Annotated in this window: 20 protein-coding genes; 16 read left to right on the top strand and 4 right to left on the bottom strand. The window is 44.4% G+C overall.

The features are described 5' to 3' along the window. Positions 1-19: 19 nt before the first annotated feature. Positions 20-1,615, top strand: a complete 1,596-nt coding sequence (locus tag ACFQ2J_RS07520) for an amidohydrolase (RefSeq protein WP_386058106.1) — start codon at positions 20-22, stop codon at positions 1,613-1,615. Between the two features lie 47 nt (positions 1,616-1,662). Here ACFQ2J_RS07520 and ACFQ2J_RS07515 read toward each other — a convergent pair whose 3' ends face one another. Next, positions 1,663-2,472, bottom strand: coding sequence for an NAD kinase (locus ACFQ2J_RS07515; protein WP_386058103.1), 810 nt, complete (start codon positions 2,470-2,472; stop codon positions 1,663-1,665). Between the two features lie 136 nt (positions 2,473-2,608). Here ACFQ2J_RS07515 and ACFQ2J_RS07510 point away from each other — a divergent pair, with 136 nt between their 5' ends. From ACFQ2J_RS07510 to ACFQ2J_RS07480, 7 genes are all read left to right on the top strand, one after another. Further along, positions 2,609-3,193: a DUF2953 domain-containing protein gene (locus ACFQ2J_RS07510; protein WP_386058101.1), complete on the top strand. Its 585-nt coding sequence runs from the start codon at positions 2,609-2,611 to the stop codon at positions 3,191-3,193. 18 nt (positions 3,194-3,211) lie between these two features. After that, positions 3,212-3,694 carry a GerW family sporulation protein gene (gene ytfJ / locus ACFQ2J_RS07505; protein WP_386058098.1) on the top strand — a complete coding sequence of 161 codons (483 nt, stop codon included), beginning with the start codon at positions 3,212-3,214 and terminating at the stop codon, positions 3,692-3,694. Between the two features lie 119 nt (positions 3,695-3,813). Next, positions 3,814-4,314 carry a thiol peroxidase gene (tpx, locus tag ACFQ2J_RS07500; protein ID WP_386058095.1) on the top strand — a complete coding sequence of 167 codons (501 nt, stop codon included), beginning with the start codon at positions 3,814-3,816 and terminating at the stop codon, positions 4,312-4,314. Between the two features lie 169 nt (positions 4,315-4,483). Further along, on the top strand, positions 4,484-5,473 hold the full coding sequence (locus ACFQ2J_RS07495; protein ID WP_386058092.1) for a class I SAM-dependent methyltransferase: 990 nt from the start codon (positions 4,484-4,486) through the stop codon (positions 5,471-5,473). A 121-nt stretch (positions 5,474-5,594) separates the two neighbouring features. Next, the gene (locus tag ACFQ2J_RS07490) at positions 5,595-6,788 is read left to right on the top strand and encodes an acetate kinase (protein ID WP_386058089.1); all 1,194 of its coding nucleotides are present in this window, start codon (positions 5,595-5,597) and stop codon (positions 6,786-6,788) included. Positions 6,789-7,003: 215 nt separating this feature from the next. Beyond that, entirely contained in the window at positions 7,004-7,852 is an 849-nt protein-coding gene (locus ACFQ2J_RS07485) for an EcsC family protein (protein ID WP_386058086.1), read from the top strand. Beyond that, on the top strand, positions 7,833-8,342 hold the full coding sequence (locus tag ACFQ2J_RS07480) for a MogA/MoaB family molybdenum cofactor biosynthesis protein (RefSeq protein ID WP_386058084.1): 510 nt from the start codon (positions 7,833-7,835) through the stop codon (positions 8,340-8,342). Before ACFQ2J_RS07485 ends, ACFQ2J_RS07480 begins: the two co-directional genes overlap by 20 nt. 36 nt (positions 8,343-8,378) lie before the next feature. Here ACFQ2J_RS07480 and ACFQ2J_RS07475 read toward each other — a convergent pair whose 3' ends face one another. Further along, positions 8,379-8,687: a hypothetical protein gene (locus tag ACFQ2J_RS07475; RefSeq protein WP_386058081.1), complete on the bottom strand. Its 309-nt coding sequence runs from the start codon at positions 8,685-8,687 to the stop codon at positions 8,379-8,381. Next, positions 8,687-9,142 (bottom strand): universal stress protein, encoded by a 456-nt coding sequence (locus ACFQ2J_RS07470; RefSeq protein ID WP_386058078.1) that lies wholly within the window; start codon positions 9,140-9,142, stop codon positions 8,687-8,689. Before ACFQ2J_RS07470 ends, ACFQ2J_RS07475 begins: the two co-directional genes overlap by 1 nt. A gap of 120 nt (positions 9,143-9,262) precedes the next feature. Between ACFQ2J_RS07470 and ACFQ2J_RS07465 the strand changes: the two genes are divergently transcribed. Beyond that, positions 9,263-9,412 carry a hypothetical protein gene (locus tag ACFQ2J_RS07465; RefSeq protein ID WP_386058075.1) on the top strand — a complete coding sequence of 50 codons (150 nt, stop codon included), beginning with the start codon at positions 9,263-9,265 and terminating at the stop codon, positions 9,410-9,412. Here ACFQ2J_RS07465 and ACFQ2J_RS07460 read toward each other — a convergent pair. Then, on the bottom strand, positions 9,409-10,731 hold the full coding sequence (locus ACFQ2J_RS07460) for a purine-cytosine permease family protein (RefSeq protein ID WP_386058072.1): 1,323 nt from the start codon (positions 10,729-10,731) through the stop codon (positions 9,409-9,411). The genes ACFQ2J_RS07465 and ACFQ2J_RS07460 overlap by 4 nt on opposite strands. A 54-nt stretch (positions 10,732-10,785) precedes the next feature. Between ACFQ2J_RS07460 and ACFQ2J_RS07455 the strand changes: the two genes are divergently transcribed. The 7 genes from ACFQ2J_RS07455 (at position 10,786) to ACFQ2J_RS07425 (ending at position 17,053) form a co-directional block, all read left to right on the top strand. Next, positions 10,786-11,565 carry an SDR family oxidoreductase gene (locus tag ACFQ2J_RS07455; protein WP_386058069.1) on the top strand — a complete coding sequence of 260 codons (780 nt, stop codon included), beginning with the start codon at positions 10,786-10,788 and terminating at the stop codon, positions 11,563-11,565. A gap of 142 nt (positions 11,566-11,707) precedes the next feature. Next, the gene (gene ald / locus ACFQ2J_RS07450; protein ID WP_386058066.1) at positions 11,708-12,826 is read left to right on the top strand and encodes an alanine dehydrogenase; all 1,119 of its coding nucleotides are present in this window, start codon (positions 11,708-11,710) and stop codon (positions 12,824-12,826) included. A 209-nt stretch (positions 12,827-13,035) separates the two neighbouring features. Continuing rightward, positions 13,036-13,548, top strand: a complete 513-nt coding sequence (locus tag ACFQ2J_RS07445) for a DUF4178 domain-containing protein (RefSeq protein WP_386058064.1) — start codon at positions 13,036-13,038, stop codon at positions 13,546-13,548. Positions 13,549-13,561: 13 nt separating this feature from the next. After that, positions 13,562-14,230, top strand: coding sequence for a PspA/IM30 family protein (locus tag ACFQ2J_RS07440; protein ID WP_386058061.1), 669 nt, complete (start codon positions 13,562-13,564; stop codon positions 14,228-14,230). 120 nt (positions 14,231-14,350) lie between these two features. After that, positions 14,351-15,022, top strand: coding sequence for a DUF4247 domain-containing protein (locus tag ACFQ2J_RS07435; RefSeq protein ID WP_386058058.1), 672 nt, complete (start codon positions 14,351-14,353; stop codon positions 15,020-15,022). Positions 15,023-15,037: 15 nt separating this feature from the next. Next, positions 15,038-15,433 carry a DUF350 domain-containing protein gene (locus ACFQ2J_RS07430; RefSeq protein WP_386058055.1) on the top strand — a complete coding sequence of 132 codons (396 nt, stop codon included), beginning with the start codon at positions 15,038-15,040 and terminating at the stop codon, positions 15,431-15,433. A 69-nt stretch (positions 15,434-15,502) separates the two neighbouring features. Further along, positions 15,503-17,053, top strand: coding sequence for a polyamine aminopropyltransferase (locus tag ACFQ2J_RS07425; RefSeq protein WP_386058052.1), 1,551 nt, complete (start codon positions 15,503-15,505; stop codon positions 17,051-17,053). The last annotated feature ends 32 nt before the right edge of the window (positions 17,054-17,085 follow it).

Here is a 17,085-nt window from a genome sequence, read left to right as displayed (position 1 = left end):
AGGGTAGGGAGGAGTACATATGGTCAAGCTTTGGTATGGTGGGAAAATCTATACCATGATAGACGAAGGGGATTCGGTCGAGGCAGTAATTACAAAAGATGGCACCATAATCGATACCGGGGACACACAGGATTTATTCGACAAGTATAAAGATGATATTACTGCAGAGTACAACCTGCGTGGGCATGTAATGTATCCCGGTTTTGTCGATAGCCATTTGCATATTATCGGACATGGTGAAAGGCTTTTAAGACTAGACCTTTCATTCATGAAGTCGGCAGAGGAAGTGAAAGAGGCACTTAAAAAATATTCGGAACAGCTGGAGCCAGGGGAATGGATCATCGGTGATGGATGGAATGAAAACCAATGGGATAACCCTAGGATTCTTCACAGAGATGAATTGGATGAAATTTCCTCTGAGCACCCGATTATGCTGACAAGGGTATGTCGGCATGCACTGCTCGCAAATTCGACTGCAATGAAGCTTGCTAATATCAATGCCGCCACTCCTGATCCGCAAGGCGGTGTCATTGTAAAAGATGACCAAGGTGAGCCGGAGGGATTTTTTCACGATACTGCACAGGAACTGATCAAAGATGCACTTCCAGAATACACACATGCATACTTGAACCGGGCGATTGAACTTGCGCTTAATGATATGTACCGTCTCGGACTTGTCGGTGGTCATAGTGAAGATTTGAACTACTATGGAGGTTTCAGTAAGACTTTGCATGCCTTTTTGAATGTAATCAATGGAAAGGATGCAAAATTCAGGGCACATTTACTTGTTCATCATGAAGTGGTGGATGATATGGCAGACGCAAACCTTAGCTTCAGAAGCGGGACGGATTTCGTCGAACTTGGTGCGATGAAAATCTTTTCCGATGGTGCACTGGGCGGAAGAACTGCGTGGTTGTCAGAAGACTATGCAGATGACCCGGGAAATACAGGTGTAGCCATTCATACAGAGGAAAACCTCCATCATCTTGTGAAGAAGGCGAGAAGCTATGATATGCCGGTAGCCGTTCATGCAATTGGGGATAAGGCGGTAGAGGCCACGCTGCACGCAATTGAGATGTATCCTTTGGAGAATGGTTTTCGTGACCGGATCATTCATGCTCAGATTTTGCGAAAGGACCTGTTGGAGCGACTTAAGACCGTGAATGCAATTCTGGATCTCCAGCCTACTTTTGTCGCCTCTGACTTTCCGTGGGTGATCGATCGAATTGGGGAGGAACGTCTGAAAACATCTTATATTTGGAAGACACTTATCGATGAAGGGATTCCATGTGCCGGTGGATCGGATGCACCGATTGAGGAAGTTAATCCGTTGCTTGGGATTCGTGCGGCTGTCGACAGAAGGGCGAGTTACGATATGAACGTCTATGGGGAGTCGGAACGCCTCTCTATGTATGAAGCGATTGCTTTATATACGAAGGGAAGTGCGTACGCAATCAATCGCGAAGACGAGCAGGGAATGATCAAAAAAGGCTACGTTGCAGATTTCACGATTTTGGACAGGGACTTGTTCACTGTAGCCCCACATGAAGTTGCCGATGCCAACGTGTGGATGACAGTCGTGGATGGAGAAATCATGTACCACCGTACAACCTGACGATAAGGAAAAAGCAGCACATTCCGTATGTGCTGCTTTTTGTTATTCTACTCATCTAAAAATGTACGCTTGACTCGATCCCAGAAAGTATTGTCTTTCATTTTGACTGTTTTGACTACCGAATCACTCAGCTTGATGGACAATTCCTTTATGTTACGAATGGAATAAGCTTCGTTGTCCATCCCTATGATGGGATAATCATTTCCATCCTGCTGGACACTTAATGTCAGTTTTCTCTCTGAACTTAATACGAAGGAGGAGCCCAGCGTACGGTAACGGTTGTTATTCAAAGAAGCGATTTCAGATACTTGGTAGCATGGTAGTTTTGGGTCGATGACTGCTCCTTTTGTCGATTTATTATATCCGGTGCTTCCAGTCGGGGTAGCAACTACAAGTCCATCCCCTCGAAAGGTTTCAAAATGAAGGTCATCAATCAATACATCGACAACGATGGTTTTGATCAGGGTGGAGCGCAGACTGCATTCATTCAAACATAAGAACGATGCTTCCCCATTAACTGTAGCTTCGATGACCGGGAATCTCCGCACTTCCAGATCTGCATGCAGCATCGAATGGACCATGGAATCGTAGTCGTCCAGATTGAAGTCACAATATAATCCTGCTTCATCTTCACGACGAATCCCTACGTATAAGCAGTCCTGTCGAAATCCCGTCTTTCTGACTGCCTGCAGGAACGTGCCGTCGCCACCGACACTGATGATGATATTCGCTTGTTCCGGTTCTTCCTGGATATTGAATCCGTTCTCTGAAGCAAGATCACGCAAAGGGGCAAGCTTATCATCAAGCTCTTTATTCGGCGGGTAATAAAAATAAAGATTTCTGCGGTTATTTGACATAACTACTCCTCCTATGGCTTCTATGTACGTTCATCTTACCATCTTATTTTCGCCAATAATAGCAATTACCAGTCAATTTTGAATTCGAACGTTTAGTGTAAGCATTTCCTGAAAATACTAATCTCAGGTGATAAACATGAAATGGCTGTTGCTTGTAGTGGCATTACTTGTTATCTTACTCCTCCTGTTGATTATTATAAAAGTTTCAATCGACTTCCGGCTGGATTATTGGGAAGAGAAAAAAGCTTTCCAAGTAGCCGTTTATTTAGGTTTCCTACCTGTTTATCACAAACAATTCGATTTGAAAGATAAAGCTGATTTCCTTTCAGGTAAAGATGATGATGATAAAAGTTCTGAAGGCGGTCAACCAGACAATGAAAAACTAAAAAAAGAGATTCTCGACCACCGGCTTTGGAATGATATGAAGCGAATGGCCAACGTATTCACCATTCATCAGTTGGATAGCCGTATGATCATCGGGACAGGAATGGCTTCTTCGACAGGAACGATCAGTGGACTTATGATGGGTCTGGCCGGGGTGCTTGAGCTATTATTCATAGAATTATTCATCGTCAAATCCCGCCCTCAACTGAAAGTTACACCGTCCTTTCAGGAAAAATGTTTTCGTGTGCAGGCAGACGGTATATTTTCATTTCGCATCGGTAAGGCTATGTATGTATGGTTTAGACACGTGAATCAAAGATCCCGAAACGCCGGATGACAAGCAGGAGGTTACAAGATGAGTGAACATCCAATCCAAGGACTTATGACAACAGCAATGGACAGCCTGAAAGAAATGATCGATGTCAATACGATCGTGGGAGAGGCTGTCGAGACTCCAGATGGCAGTATCATCATTCCCGTATCCAGAGTCGGGTTCGGTTTCGCTGCCGGTGGTAGTGAGTTTTACCCTGCAAGTTCGAATGGGCAGGGGAATCAAGGGAACAACAGCCAGGGTCAAGGCCAGGGTGGGGAAGAATTACCATTTGGAGGAGGAAGCGGTGGTGGTGTTTCGATTACACCGATTGCATTCCTTATCGTCAAGAAGACTGGCGTTCAGATGATTCATTTGAATGAGCAGGCGCATCTATATGAAAAGATGCTGGACTTGGCACCAGCAATCATAGAAAAGATCCAGGAGATGCTGCAGAACAATGGAAGCGGAAAAAGCAGCAGCAGTCAACGTGGGGTTCGAAAATATTCCTCAGAACAAGGAGGATAACGTTAGACAATACAGAAAACTGCCTTCATAATATTGATAGGCAGCTTTTTTGTATGGACCATAAAGGCCCTATATGATGAAGTGATTTAGAACTTGCAGAGGAGAAGGAGGAATTCAGGATGGCATCAATTACATTTAAAGAAAATCCTGTAACATTGTTGGGGGAAGAAGTGAAAGTGGGGGATCAGGCACCAGATTTCAAGGTGCTGGCAAACGACCTTAGTGAAGTGACATTGAATGATTACAATGGCTATGTCAAGCTTATCAGTGTCGTTCCGTCGCTTGATACCGGGGTATGTGACCAACAAACCCGACGCTTCAATGAAGAAGCGGACAAGTTGGATAATGTGAAGGTACTTACTGTAAGCATGGATCTTCCTTTCGCGCAAAAACGCTGGTGCGGTGCGGCAGGAGTTGAAAATGTCGATACACTTTCCGATCATCGTGAAGGTGACTTCGGTAAAAAGTATGGTGTATTGATTGAAGAGCTTCGTTTGCTGGCAAGATCAGTTTTTGTCATTGATTCCAACGATAAGGTTACACATGTAGAGTATGTGAGTGAAGCAACAAACCATCCGGATTATGAATCTGCAATAAACGCAGCGGCAAGAGCCGAATAATCCAACGATCCTTCATGGATGGATAACACGTGGGGTTGTCTTGAAAATGATCGTACGCACCTGATAGATAGAGAATCCATGCAGGATGGAAGCTTTATTACAGAGGTGTCATTGATCGTTTTGAGACAGCCCTGTTTCATTTTAAATGGGAGATAGGAGAAGATGTACGATGAATCAACAAAATGTAGAGAAACTTTTCGAATGGCTTGATGAAGCAGCGACGACCATTGAGCATCAGGAAAATTCCAGTTATCTGAATGCAGTAGCAGATGCGATGGATATCCTCTTCAACCAGGCACCGTTCGAAGATATGGGTGACTTTTTAAAACAACAGATGGAAAAGCACGTAAAAGAAATTTCTTTAGAAGACTACGAAAAAGATGAAATCAGGAAAGCGACCCAATTGGCTATCCTCAAAGGGATGAAAGGTGCTACCCAACAGCAGCACTTGATCACTCCGGATACGGTAGCAATGTTTATGGGATACTTAACCCAAAGGCTCTATCCGGAACAGCAGCAGCTTTCCATCTTCGATCCAGCATGTGGTACGGCTAATCTGTTGTCTGCTATCATGAACCAGATGGAGAAAGAGCTGAGAGTATTTGGAAGTGAAGTGGATGAAACATTACTCCAGCTTGCTTTAGCAAATGCCAATCTACAGAAGAATGAAATCGAATTCTTTCACCAGGACAGTCTGCGCCCATTCTTGATGGAGCCTGTCGATCTTGTTGTTGCTGACCTTCCTGTTGGCTATTATCCGGATGATGTACAGGCCTCCAATTTCAAGCTGCAGGCGGAAGAAGGTCATTCCTATGCCCATCACTTGTTTATCGAGCAAGGACTCAATTACACGAAAGAGTCCGGGTATTTGATGTTCATCGTGCCGAACTTCCTTTTTGACAGTGATCAGTCGGCTCAGTTGAATGCTTTCCTTCGAGAGCACGCTCATATAGTCGGAATGCTTCAGCTGCCTGAAAGTCTGTTCAAAGACGAAAAGCATGCCAAGAGCATCCTGATCCTTCAGAAAAAAGGACAAGGTTCAAAGGCTCCGAAAGAAGCATTGCTTGCAAAGCTTCCATCCTTCAAGAATCCAAATGCAATGGGGGATATCCTTACCCAGTTAAACAGTTGGTTCGACGTTTATAACGCGCGAAAATAGTGAGAAAATAAAGAATTCGGAAGGTAAACGCTGTCATTCTCTTTACGTCTTGAAAATCGGTTGTGCTGGTGATTAAATGGTAATGGTATAACTAAAGAACCTAGTTGAGGGGATGAAAACCTTGAGTAATATTTTAGCAATCAATGCCGGAAGTTCCTCATTGAAGTTCCAACTGATCGAAATGCCTGAAGAAAAGGTCATTACGAAAGGTCTAGTGGAACGCATTGGAATTTCGGATTCTATATTCACCATTGAAGTAAACGGAGAAAAGGATAAGACGGTTGCAGATCTTGAAGATCATGCAGAAGCAGTTAAAATCCTTTTGGATAAATTGACCTCCACAGGAATCATCGAATCCTTGGATGAGATTGACGGTATCGGTCACCGTGTCGTTCATGGAGGAGAGAAGTTCAGTGACTCTGTTCTTATCACAGATGAAGTCATCCATGAAATCGAAGAAGTTTCCGATTTAGCACCATTGCACAACCCAGCGAACCTGACAGGAATTCAAGCGTTCAAAGAAGTACTACCGAATGTGCCTTCTGTAGCGGTATTCGATACAGCATTCCACCAGTCCATGCCGGAACAATCCTATCTATACAGCCTGCCATACGAGTATTATGAAAAGTATGGCATCCGTAAATACGGTTTCCATGGTACATCCCATAAATATGTATCCGAACGTGCTGCAGAAATGATGGGGCTTCCGATCGAGCAGCTGCGACTGCTATCCTGCCACCTAGGTAACGGAGCGAGTATCGCAGCGATTGAAGGCGGAAAATCAATCGACACTTCCATGGGATTCACACCACTTGCAGGTGTGACGATGGGAACGCGTTCTGGTAACATCGACCCTGCGCTTATTCCATATATCATGGAGAAGACAGGTAAGAGTGCTGCAGAAGTGATGAACGTATTGAACAAGGAAAGCGGAATGCTCGCATTATCCGGATTCTCAAGTGACCTTCGTGATATCGAGGAACGCGCAGAACAAGGGGACGAGCGTGCGGAACTTGCGCTTGAAGTATTTGCTGCCCGCATCCACAAATATATCGGTTCCTACGCATCTCGCATGCACGGTATCGATGCCATCATCTTCACTGCAGGTGTAGGTGAAAACAGTACGTCTATCCGTGAACGCGTACTGAAAGGTCTTGAGTTCATGGGCGTCTACTGGGATCCTTACTTGAATCAGACTCGCGGGAAAGAAGCATTCGTCAACTATCCGCATTCTCCAGTAAAAGTAATGGTCATTCCTACAAATGAAGAAGTGATGATCGCGAGAGACACGGTACGTCTTTCCGATATCGGTTAATGGTAAAGCAGAGGGCAGCACCTCTGCTTTTTTGTTTGCAATTTTGGGAGGGATTGTACGATGAAGTATTGAAAGTAGAAAGTAGTCCATAAAAATAGGGTGTTGGCATAGAAAAGAAGGTGATTTAAGCACTACCTATCATTACTTCCTGATTTTCTTTTTTCACCGAGAAAGGTAAACTGAAGGAAGAGGATTATGGAACGGGAGGATGGAAGATGAGTAAAACAAAGGTTACTAACGATATTAAAAAGTGGAGGAAACTCCAATCAGAATACCAGCCGAACGATTTCGAGATGATTTATGATGAATGGATGGCTAAGACGTTCGAGGAATTGAACCCATCATTGAAACATAAATTTTTCAACCGGCTTGATAACTGGCTCTTCCATACACATGCTTTCTTGCAAGGAAGTTCCTTTCAGAATGAAGCTCGTGAGAGGATTTTGACCGTAGGAAGAGTGTTCAATGATGATATCGACCATATCATGGACATGAAGGAATTATCGATCGACCAGCTTACATACATTGCACAGCAGCAAATTTCAAGAGGTCGACTTTATTCGTTTGCGCAAGGAGGCCTGACAGGGACTGGTGGCTTGCTGCTTTCAGGTATCGACTTCCCGATGATGGTCGTACTGAACCTTCGTGCCGTCCAGTTGACTGGTCTCACATTCGGACATGAAATGAACCATCCATACGAAATGATGATTTCCTTACGAGTCTTCCATGCAGCGACCCTTCCGAAACGCCTTCAATATGATGCGTGGAATGCGCTTGTACGTGATATCAAGAATCAGAACCATCCTTATATTTATGAAGGTACGGACGAACTGACAGATGAAACATGGCTAGAGCAGCCGATGAAGCACATTTTCAAGTCACTGTTCATGCAGATGTTCAGAAAGAAGTTAATTCAGGGACTACCGTTGATCAGTATGGGAGTTGGAGCTGTGTTCAACTATAATCTGACACGTCAGGTGACTGATTTCGCCTTGAGGTTCTATCAGTATCGTCACTTGATTACAAATCAGGAGGGAGAAATGAATGTCCGTAGAGACACATAAGAAAGAAGCACCTGACAGAGTGAAATGTGCCGTGATTACCATCAGTGACACACGGAATGAAGAGACAGATAAAAGCGGACGATTGATGAAGGATTATATTACAGACGTTTCGCATGAAGTCATCTCCTACCGCATCGTCAAAGATGAACAAGATCAGATTGAATCTGCAATTGAAGCCGCCCTTACAAATCCAGAGGTGGATGTGGTGCTGACAAATGGTGGGACAGGGATTGCTCCCCGTGATGTAACGATCGAAGTTGTACAAGGGCTGCTGGATAAAGAGCTGGTCGGATTCGGGGAAATCTTCCGGATGCTAAGTTACACGGAAGACATCGGGTCTGCAGCAATACTGTCACGTGCAATCGCAGGGGTGAGCAGAGATACAGCAATTTTCTCTACTCCAGGCTCAAGCGGTGCCGTCAAACTTGCCATGGAGAAGCTGATTCTGCCAGAGATGGCACACGTGGTAAGGGAAATAAGGAAATCATAAAAATAACGCTGTCCTTAAGTGGGACAGCGTTACTTGTTATGCCTCAACAGTTACTCCTGTTCGATACCAGATCCATAAATCATTGATCTGGGAGGCTAGTTCACAAATGTGATCATTCAGCTCACAGGAAGCTTCGAAATTCTCTTCTTCATATAGCATTTCCTGATGGATTTCTATTTCCTGCTCAATCTTTTTGATTCGGTCGGGGATAGAGCCGCGGTGATTTTCCCATTCGTTAAGGATAGCTGCCTGTTCTGAACGGGAATAACTGTCCCAAGGATCCGGTGCGTCTGGAATATGGATTTGAAGTCTTTGATCAAAAGTGAAGAAGCGGTCGGTTTCCACTAGCTGCTTGCTTGATCTGTCGCCCTTACAACCAGTACATCACATTTCGCATATCTGGTAATATGCTCAGATACACTTCCGATAAAGAACCGCTCCATTGCGTTCAATCCGGTTGCACCACAGATGATCAGGTCCGCGTTGTACTTGGGCGCGACATCCTTTGCAATCTTGATTTTTGGAGAACCATATTCCACATTGATGACGATATCCTGTACACCTTCAGCTTTTGCTTTTTCTTCATACTCCTTGAGTAATTCAGAGGCATAGCTTTCCGCCCGCATGGCGAGGGAACGGTCATAAGCTTCGACCGTGGCGAAGGCTCGTGTGTCAACGACATGGGAAAGAATCAGCTGTGCATCATTACGTTTGGCAATATCAATGGCTTTCTTGAAGGCGAACTCAGCTGCATTGGATCCATCGATAGCAACGACAATATGCTTGTATTCGAATTTCATAAATGATGCTCCCTTCCTTTTTGTTACTTCTATTATATCATGCAACCGGCAAGTATTGGCAGCACCTCCCATGAGCAATCTTGTTGTTTTTGTGAACATTAAGCATAGGAGGTGAGTGCATTGGAAAAACATCCGAAACAGCAGCTTCAAAACGCTGAGCAGGAAGAAGAAATTTCCGCGATGATTAATGAAAGTTATCAATCAGGAGTGATTGGTGCTGAACTGAATGACCACAATCAGAAAAAAGACCGACGAAGAAAAGATCGCTAAGTGCGGCGCTGCTCTATAAGTTTAATCCATGTGTACAAGCTGAAGGTGAGTACGAATGCGATGAATCCAGGTGACCATCCCCCTGGAATCAAGAAATATAGGACAGCACCTATTCCGATGGATAGGATGGCAACAGCATTGATACTTCTTGCTTTGGTAAGATGAATCAATGCTGTTTCATCCAGTTTCATTTTTTTGATGAAAATATAATCTGCACAAATCACTGCAGAGATGGGAATGACGAACCCACCTAACATTGAGATGAATACTTCTGCTTCATATACGAGCGCGGGGATGGAACTGAAGCAGACACCCAAAGCTCCGAATAAGACAGCACTCTGAATACGGCTCAACCGTGGAAATGTATTCAGCAGGCTATAGCCGCCGGTATAAGCATTACTGATATTGATGGAAATCATCGAAATGACGGCAGTCAGTGTGATGATCCCGATGATGAGAGGTGACTGGACTTGTGCACTTGATGATACGAATGGGTTGAGTTCATGGAATAAATAAGCAGAAGCACAACCTATGACAGCAGTTAATGTGAAACCGAGTGCATTGCCGATGAACAGTCCCCACGCCCCTTCTTTAGGCGTTCTTGCATACCTTGTCATATCAGCAGAAGCACTGACCCCGGATACATATTGGACAAATGCGAGACTTGCATAAAAAAGCATCATCGAAAAGCTTCCATGAGACGTTTCAGATGAGAGCATCAATAATGAACGGTCACCTGAATTTGTAGTAAAGTATATGTAGAGCATAATCATTTCACCTGCCAAAAGCATTGGCAGAAAATAAGTCGTTGCTCGTTTTACAGCTTCGAAACCGACTAATGCCAGCATCACCATGATGATGGAAAATGGAATCGACAATAATAGGAAAGGTATTTGCTCGCCGGTAGCTCTGACGATCAGTTGCTGCAGTACAACCGTTCCTCCGATTGTCTGGACACTGAACCAGTAAAGCGATGTCAAGCTTCTGATTGGTGATGAAAGATAACGGGCACCCTGGACTCCCAGCATCGATCGGATCACATATTGGGCTGGCAGACCCAGTCGAGCGCCCGGTAGCGATAAAATAGATACAAAGGCAAAGCCGACCCACGCACCTAGACACGTAGCCAGGATTGCTGCAATAAAAGATAGTTCTCCCTGTATTACAGCGAGTGCAGGAACCAGGAAGTTTCCTGCGTTTGCAGATATGGCGATTTGTATGAATGCAAATCTGTACCATGGTGTACGTTGCAGTTCTCTTGGTACAGACTCCAATCCGAATTTTTCTAAACGTTCTCGTTTAACCCCAGCAGTTTGCATAAGCTGGCCCCCTTCCTCCCGGGATAATTTTACATAAGCCAGAGGAAGAAGTAAATGATCAAAGGAGGAATCGATATGCGACACGCACTGATCACCGCCGGAACAAAAGGGCTGGGAAGGAAAGTGACTGATCAATTTTTAAGACAAGGATATTCCGTAACCGTAACCTACCGAAGTGATGAAGAAAAGGCACAGGATCTGCTCCATTCCTGGCCTGAAGCAAGGGACAGGATCCAGCTGGTACAAACGGACGTCACACGTAAAGAAGATGTGAAACAGTTGATCGAGCAGACGTTCCAACGCTTTGGTAAAGTGGATTTCCTAATAAACAATGCAGGCCCATATATCTTTGAAAGGAAGAAACTTGCAGATTACAGCGATGAGGAATGGGATGCGATGATCCGTGGGAATTTGGATGCTGTCTTCCAGCTTTATAAAGGAGTTATTCCATCGATGCGAGAGAATGGCTTCGGCAGGATCATCAATTATGGCTTTCAAGGCGCAGGTGCAGCATCAGGCTGGATCTACCGCTCCGCCTTTGCGGCTGCAAAAGTTGGGCTTGTTTCGCTTACTAAAACGATCGCTTTTGAAGAAGCGGAACATGGCATCACCTGTAACATGGTTTGTCCGGGGAATATCATTGGAGAAATGAAAGAAGCTACTATAGAAGAAAGCAGAAGCCTTCCAGATGAAAATACGCCCATCGGCAGGTCAGGAACCGGGGAAGATATCGCAAGGACAATCGATTTCCTATGTCAGGATGATTCAGATATGATCACAGGAGCTGTCTACGAAGTGACAGGTGGTCTTGACGTCATTCACCGCTACCGATGAGAGTGAAAACCTCAGGCGATTTTGTTACAATGAAAAGGCTTACAAAAATAAGGGTACCCACCATGTTGGATTGGTGGTATATTGTAGGAGTAAAGGGGAGGACGAGCGTCCTAGAGAAACATCGATTGGGAGGTAGGAAGGTATGAAAATAGGAGTACCTACAGAGATAAAGAACAATGAGAATCGTGTCGCAATGACGCCAGCTGGGGTCATTTCACTGAAAACTGCAGGACACGAGGTGTACGTCCAAAAGGGAGCTGGACTTGGATCCAATTTTACAGATGAACAATATGTAGAAGCGGGAGCTGTCATGGTAGAAACAGCTGCTGATGCATGGAAACAGGAAATGGTAATGAAGGTCAAAGAACCGCTTCAGGAAGAGTACGGGTATTTCTATGAAGGGTTGATCCTCTTCACCTACCTTCACTTGGCGCCTGAACCGGAATTGACGAAAGCATTGATCGACAATAAAGTTGTGGCAATCGCATACGAGACAGTACAGCTTGATAACGGGTCACTTCCACTTCTGACTCCGATGAGTGAAGTTGCAGGACGTATGGCATCTCAGATCGGAGCGCAATTCCTTGAGAAATCACACGGTGGTAAAGGGATTCTGCTTGGAAGCATTCCTGGTGTACGGAGAGGGAAGGTTACCGTAATCGGTGGTGGAGTAGTAGGAACGAATGCTGCTAAAATTGCTATGGGATTAGGCGCAGATGTCACTATCATCGATTTGAATCCGGAAAGACTGCGTCAGTTGGATGATATCTTCGGTTCTTCCATCAATACGATGATGTCGAATCCATTGAACATACATGAATGTCTCAGTGAGTCCGACTTAGTCGTTGGTGCTGTTCTGATTCCTGGGGCAAAAGCACCGAAGCTTGTCACGGATGAAATGGTACAATCGATGACCAAAGGTTCTGTCATTGTCGATGTTGCTATCGACCAAGGTGGAATCTTCGAGACGACTGACAGAATCACTACCCATGACAATCCTACTTATGAGAAACATGGGGTATTGCATTATGCAGTTGCCAACATGCCTGGTGCTGTACCACGTACATCAACGATCGGACTAACGAATGTGACGATTCCTTATGCACTTCAACTTGCAAATAAAGGCTATCGTAAAGCATGCCTGGACAACCTTCCATTGATGAAGGGGATCAATACGCTGGATGGATATGTAACGTATGAGGCAGTTGCTGAAGCACATGGATTAGAATATTCCGATGTCCGCTCATTACTCGAAAACTGATTAATATAAACATACACAAGCAGGGTGGATGGTATTCCCCCTGCTTTTTTATACTCAAGCTTTGGTAAATCACATTGTTGATTTCCCGTTATGCGAAGACTAACAATCAAGCCAAGTTTTTCTGAAATTTTTTTATAAAAAATGAAACGTTCGAGCTTTATGGTCCGTAAATAGACTATAACCCGAGCAAGAAAGGTGAGGTGAAGCACTTGGGGTTATTTTCAAAATTGTTTTCTTCAAAAAAAGCACATGCTCCTACGGTGCGTGAAAGAACTGTATTGAGCATACAAATAGGGGATATCGTCACTTATGATCTTGTCGATTATGAAGTGGTTGGAAAGATCACCTATCGGGAACAATCCTATGAGTGGTTCGCTTATCAGTTATTGGAAGGGCAATCGACAATTTGGCTGGCAGCGGAGATGGATGATGAATTGGAATTGGGCATTTACAAACCAGTGAATATCCAGGTCTCCCAACCATACCCCAAAACGATTACCCATGATGGTGTAACCTACCATAAGGATGAAGAGGGAAATGCCACTGTAACTGGAGAAGGAAGAAGCAGGAACATCAATGGCAGGACGACCCATTACGCTGATTATATTTCATCCGATGAGAGTTCCTATCTCAGCATTGAAGAATGGGGAAGTGAAACGGAAGTCAGTGTTGGTCACGATATTGAGGAGTATGAAATAAAAATCATAGCAGGATCCCATTAAAGGAGGAGTTCACATGTTTCAATTTTTTAAACGAGTGAAGACAGTAGTAGGTTCAGAGTTGAATGCAATGCTGGACAAAGCAGAAGATCCGGTGAAAATGCTGGATCAGTTCATGAGAGAAATGGAAAATGATATCAGGGAAGCGGAAAGTGCAGTTGCGAAGCAGATTGCTAATGAGAAAATGCTGAAGCGGAAGCACGATGATGCCCAGGCACTAGTGGAAAAACGTATGAAGCAGGCTGAACAGGCGATTGATGCAGGAAATGAAGATCTGGCACGTCGCGCACTGGAAGATAAGAATGCGCAGCAGGAACAAGCGGATCAGTTGAAAGCATCGTGGGAGCGAGCTAAGACCGATGCAGATTCATTGCGTGAGAAGCTGGATGAAATGAAGAAGGAATACCAGGAAATGAAGCTGAAGAAGGACTCGCTGAAAGCACGTGCCGAATCTGCCAAGACCCGTACGAAAATGAACCGTACAATGTCCTCTATCGGTGGGGATGAGTCCCGTAAAGGCTTTGAGCGAATGGAGGAGAAAGTACTTCATTTTGAAGCGGAAGCTGAAACTAGTGAAGACATGTCCCAGTCCAGCCGTTCATTGGATGATGAATTCGAAGCACTGGAAAAGAATGATGTTGATGATGAACTTGCAGCATTGAAGAAGAAAATGGGGAAAGAATAACCCACGATGAACCACATCACCAGCAATGAAAGAGTCTGGTCTCTCCTTTAAGTGAAGGGGAGAATCAGGCTCTTTTAAGGTGATGTTTGCTTCATTTCTTTCAGAAAGGAGGAAAAAGAAATGAAAGACTTATTGGGACTGCTTGCTGCTGGTGTCATTGTCATCCTTATTGTCTTCAACGCCTTCGGTGGGGATGATGCTTCAAAAGGTATGAGTGGTGCTTACGAAGAAGCTACATATGGAGAATTACCGGATGAACCATCAAAAAGCGAGATCACTCAGTCTATTTCCCAGTCATCTGCAACGAACATTGAATCATTGATAGAGGAGAATTTCCCTTTGCTTGATAAGGTCCGTGGTGAAAATGGGCTTGCAAATGTCTATATGACTCGTGAATTCGAGATCCCAGAACTCACCGAACTGATCAGTGAGAAGCTTGAACCGGATGAAATCAGTGAGCGTGTGGAAGGCAAGCAGGCGCTTATCTATCCAGATCAATTCATCATTTTGAAAGAAAGCACGGAAGAACCAGATGTTGTGTTGATTGAAGTAGCATCGGATGACTTTGTTAGGAATAATTACGCACCAGGCTTCTTTACCGGGATGCTGGCCTACCGCATCCTTGATGATGTACTGGATGTAGACGACTGGCACAAGAAGCGTAGAAATCAATGTAAGAATGGTAATTGTTATGGAGGTTATACGATGTATGGCGGCAGTTTCCGCTCAGGAGATTCAGGCGGTCTGAGAGGATATGACAGTCGTGGAGGCGGACCAGGTACAGGAAAATAATAAGGAGGAGTCAGAATGGGACCATTTGTTGCTACACTTGCCTATTTTGCAATGGCGATTGTCGTTGTAGTGATCGGTTTGGTTATTTTTGAATTATTAACACGAAAGTATAAAGATTGGGACGAAGTGAAGGCAGGGAATCATGCGGTGGCTTTATCGATCGCAGGAAAGATCATCGGTATCTGTATTGTACTCGCTTTTGCCATTTATCATAGTTTCACGATTTGGGATACGTTGATCTGGGGTGCATATGGAGTCGTTCTTCAGATGATTGCATACCTGTTGTTCGAGTTATTGACACGAAAGTTTTCTGTAGAGACAATGCTGAAAAGCAACAATGTCGCTGTAGGAATCATTTCGATGGCGGTGTCCATCGGTTTGGCATTCGTCATAGGAGCATCAATCACCTGAGAAAGAAAAGCGTTGTTTATGCGGCAACGCTTTTTCATTTCTTAGACCATACAGCTGGAGTGGATCTTCATGAATAAGGAAGGAATTCGAAAGAGTAATTTCATATATTGGGCTTCAGGAATCGTGTCCATCTGCGGAATCATCTTTGAAGTGCTGTTCGGGGCACTCGGTTCTTACATACTTGGAGATGGAGTAAAACAATACACCTTGACGATCAGTCTATTCCTGACAGGGATGGGTGTAGGGGCAAGTATCAGTGAGAAGGTGATGAAACGTCTTCTGGTTACCTTCGTCTGGATCGAGTTCATGGTCGCGTTGATTGGCGGATTTTCAAGCTTTGCAATGTTCGGAATGACTGCTTTCGCACCGTCAGGATCGGATGCGCTGTTCCTCTACTTGATCACTTTTACCATCGGAGCACTGACAGGGTTGGAATTGCCGATCTTGATTCGGAAAGCAAATGAAATCGGAGTTGAGTTGAACCGCAGTACTGCTCGTGTACTTTTTTCCGACTATGCAGGGGGATTGATCGGTGGTCTGTTATTCGTCTTTCTTCTTAGACCGGAGCTCGGAATGGTGAAAAGTGCTTTTCTCGTAGGTATCATCAACCTCACTGTAGCGATGACTGTGCTGTACTTATTCCGTAATGAAATTGCCAATGTAACAAAGCACGCCATTCCTGGAGTAGCAATCGGTTTATTGTTGATTGTGGGTCTGTTTTTCGGTGAAGAGATGGCTTTCTCCTTTGAACAGAAATTATATAAAGATCCGATCATCCATATGGAAGAGAGTGCTTATCAGAAAATCGTCCTTACTAAAGAACAGGGGGACACTCGTCTCTACCTGAATGGGTCCTTACAGTTCAGTTCAACTGATGAATACCGCTACCATGAAACCCTTGTCCATGTTCCGATGGGGGCGGTCGAACAGCCTGCAGACATCCTCGTGCTAGGTGGAGGAGATGGGCTGGCAGTCAAAGAATTATTGAAGTACGAAAGTATGAAGAAAGTGACATTGGTAGATCTTGATCCTGCTATCACTAAGCTTGCCAATACGAACTATCATCTGCTCCAGTTGAATGAAGGTTCTCTCACGGATGACCGGGTGGACATCATCCATCAAGATGCTTTTCGATACTTGGAAGACACGGACCACAACTTTGATGTGATTATACTGGACTTGCCGGATCCGAATAACGAAGGCTTGAATAAGTTGTACACGAAAGAGTTTTATTCTCTTGTCCGTAATCATTTACGAGCGGATGGTGTAATGATGGTGCAGGCGACGAGCCCGGTGTTTGCCACCGAGGTGTACTGGACTATTGATACGACGATTCGCTCGACTGGAATGCTAACGAATAATCTGCACGTCGATGTCCCGAGCTTTGGAAACTGGGGATTTGTTATGGCAAGCCGTAGAAATATAGACTTAAAAACGATCGACCTTCGAGTAGATACGGAATTCCTTACAACAGATGCCATCCAGGCGTTTCAAGTGTTTGGAAAAGATGAAGATAGGGAAATTCTCAATGGTGAGGGAGAGCTTGTTTCCCTGGAACCGAATACATTGATCGATCCTCATCTCATAGAGAAGTATGAAAAAGCATGGGAAAACTATTAGATGAGGGAAATCTGAACGACAAAATCGAAGAA

Origin of the sequence: Thalassobacillus hwangdonensis (genome assembly GCF_042675915.1) — a bacterium.
Lineage (GTDB): Bacteria > Bacillota > Bacilli > Bacillales > Halobacillaceae > Thalassobacillus_A > Thalassobacillus_A hwangdonensis.
Note: the sequence above shows the minus strand (reverse complement) of the source record. Positions and strands in the feature narration are given on the sequence as shown.

Excerpts from the sequence above, each read along its gene's own strand:
- ACFQ2J_RS07520 (WP_386058106.1), top strand. The coding sequence starts at position 20 with ATGGTCAAGCTTTGGTATGGTGGGAAAATCTATACCATGATAGACGAA.
- ACFQ2J_RS07515 (WP_386058103.1), bottom strand. The coding sequence starts at position 2,472 with ATGTCAAATAACCGCAGAAATCTTTATTTTTATTACCCGCCGAATAAA.
- ACFQ2J_RS07510 (WP_386058101.1), top strand. The coding sequence starts at position 2,609 with ATGAAATGGCTGTTGCTTGTAGTGGCATTACTTGTTATCTTACTCCTC.
- ytfJ (WP_386058098.1), top strand. The coding sequence starts at position 3,212 with ATGAGTGAACATCCAATCCAAGGACTTATGACAACAGCAATGGACAGC.
- tpx (WP_386058095.1), top strand. The coding sequence starts at position 3,814 with ATGGCATCAATTACATTTAAAGAAAATCCTGTAACATTGTTGGGGGAA.
- ACFQ2J_RS07495 (WP_386058092.1), top strand. The coding sequence starts at position 4,484 with ATGAATCAACAAAATGTAGAGAAACTTTTCGAATGGCTTGATGAAGCA.
- ACFQ2J_RS07485 (WP_386058086.1), top strand. The coding sequence starts at position 7,004 with ATGAGTAAAACAAAGGTTACTAACGATATTAAAAAGTGGAGGAAACTC.
- ACFQ2J_RS07480 (WP_386058084.1), top strand. The coding sequence starts at position 7,833 with ATGTCCGTAGAGACACATAAGAAAGAAGCACCTGACAGAGTGAAATGT.
- ACFQ2J_RS07470 (WP_386058078.1), bottom strand. The coding sequence starts at position 9,142 with ATGAAATTCGAATACAAGCATATTGTCGTTGCTATCGATGGATCCAAT.
- ACFQ2J_RS07460 (WP_386058072.1), bottom strand. The coding sequence starts at position 10,731 with ATGCAAACTGCTGGGGTTAAACGAGAACGTTTAGAAAAATTCGGATTG.
- ACFQ2J_RS07455 (WP_386058069.1), top strand. The coding sequence starts at position 10,786 with ATGATCAAAGGAGGAATCGATATGCGACACGCACTGATCACCGCCGGA.
- ald (WP_386058066.1), top strand. The coding sequence starts at position 11,708 with ATGAAAATAGGAGTACCTACAGAGATAAAGAACAATGAGAATCGTGTC.
- ACFQ2J_RS07440 (WP_386058061.1), top strand. The coding sequence starts at position 13,562 with ATGTTTCAATTTTTTAAACGAGTGAAGACAGTAGTAGGTTCAGAGTTG.
- ACFQ2J_RS07435 (WP_386058058.1), top strand. The coding sequence starts at position 14,351 with ATGAAAGACTTATTGGGACTGCTTGCTGCTGGTGTCATTGTCATCCTT.
- ACFQ2J_RS07430 (WP_386058055.1), top strand. The coding sequence starts at position 15,038 with ATGGGACCATTTGTTGCTACACTTGCCTATTTTGCAATGGCGATTGTC.
- ACFQ2J_RS07425 (WP_386058052.1), top strand. The coding sequence starts at position 15,503 with ATGAATAAGGAAGGAATTCGAAAGAGTAATTTCATATATTGGGCTTCA.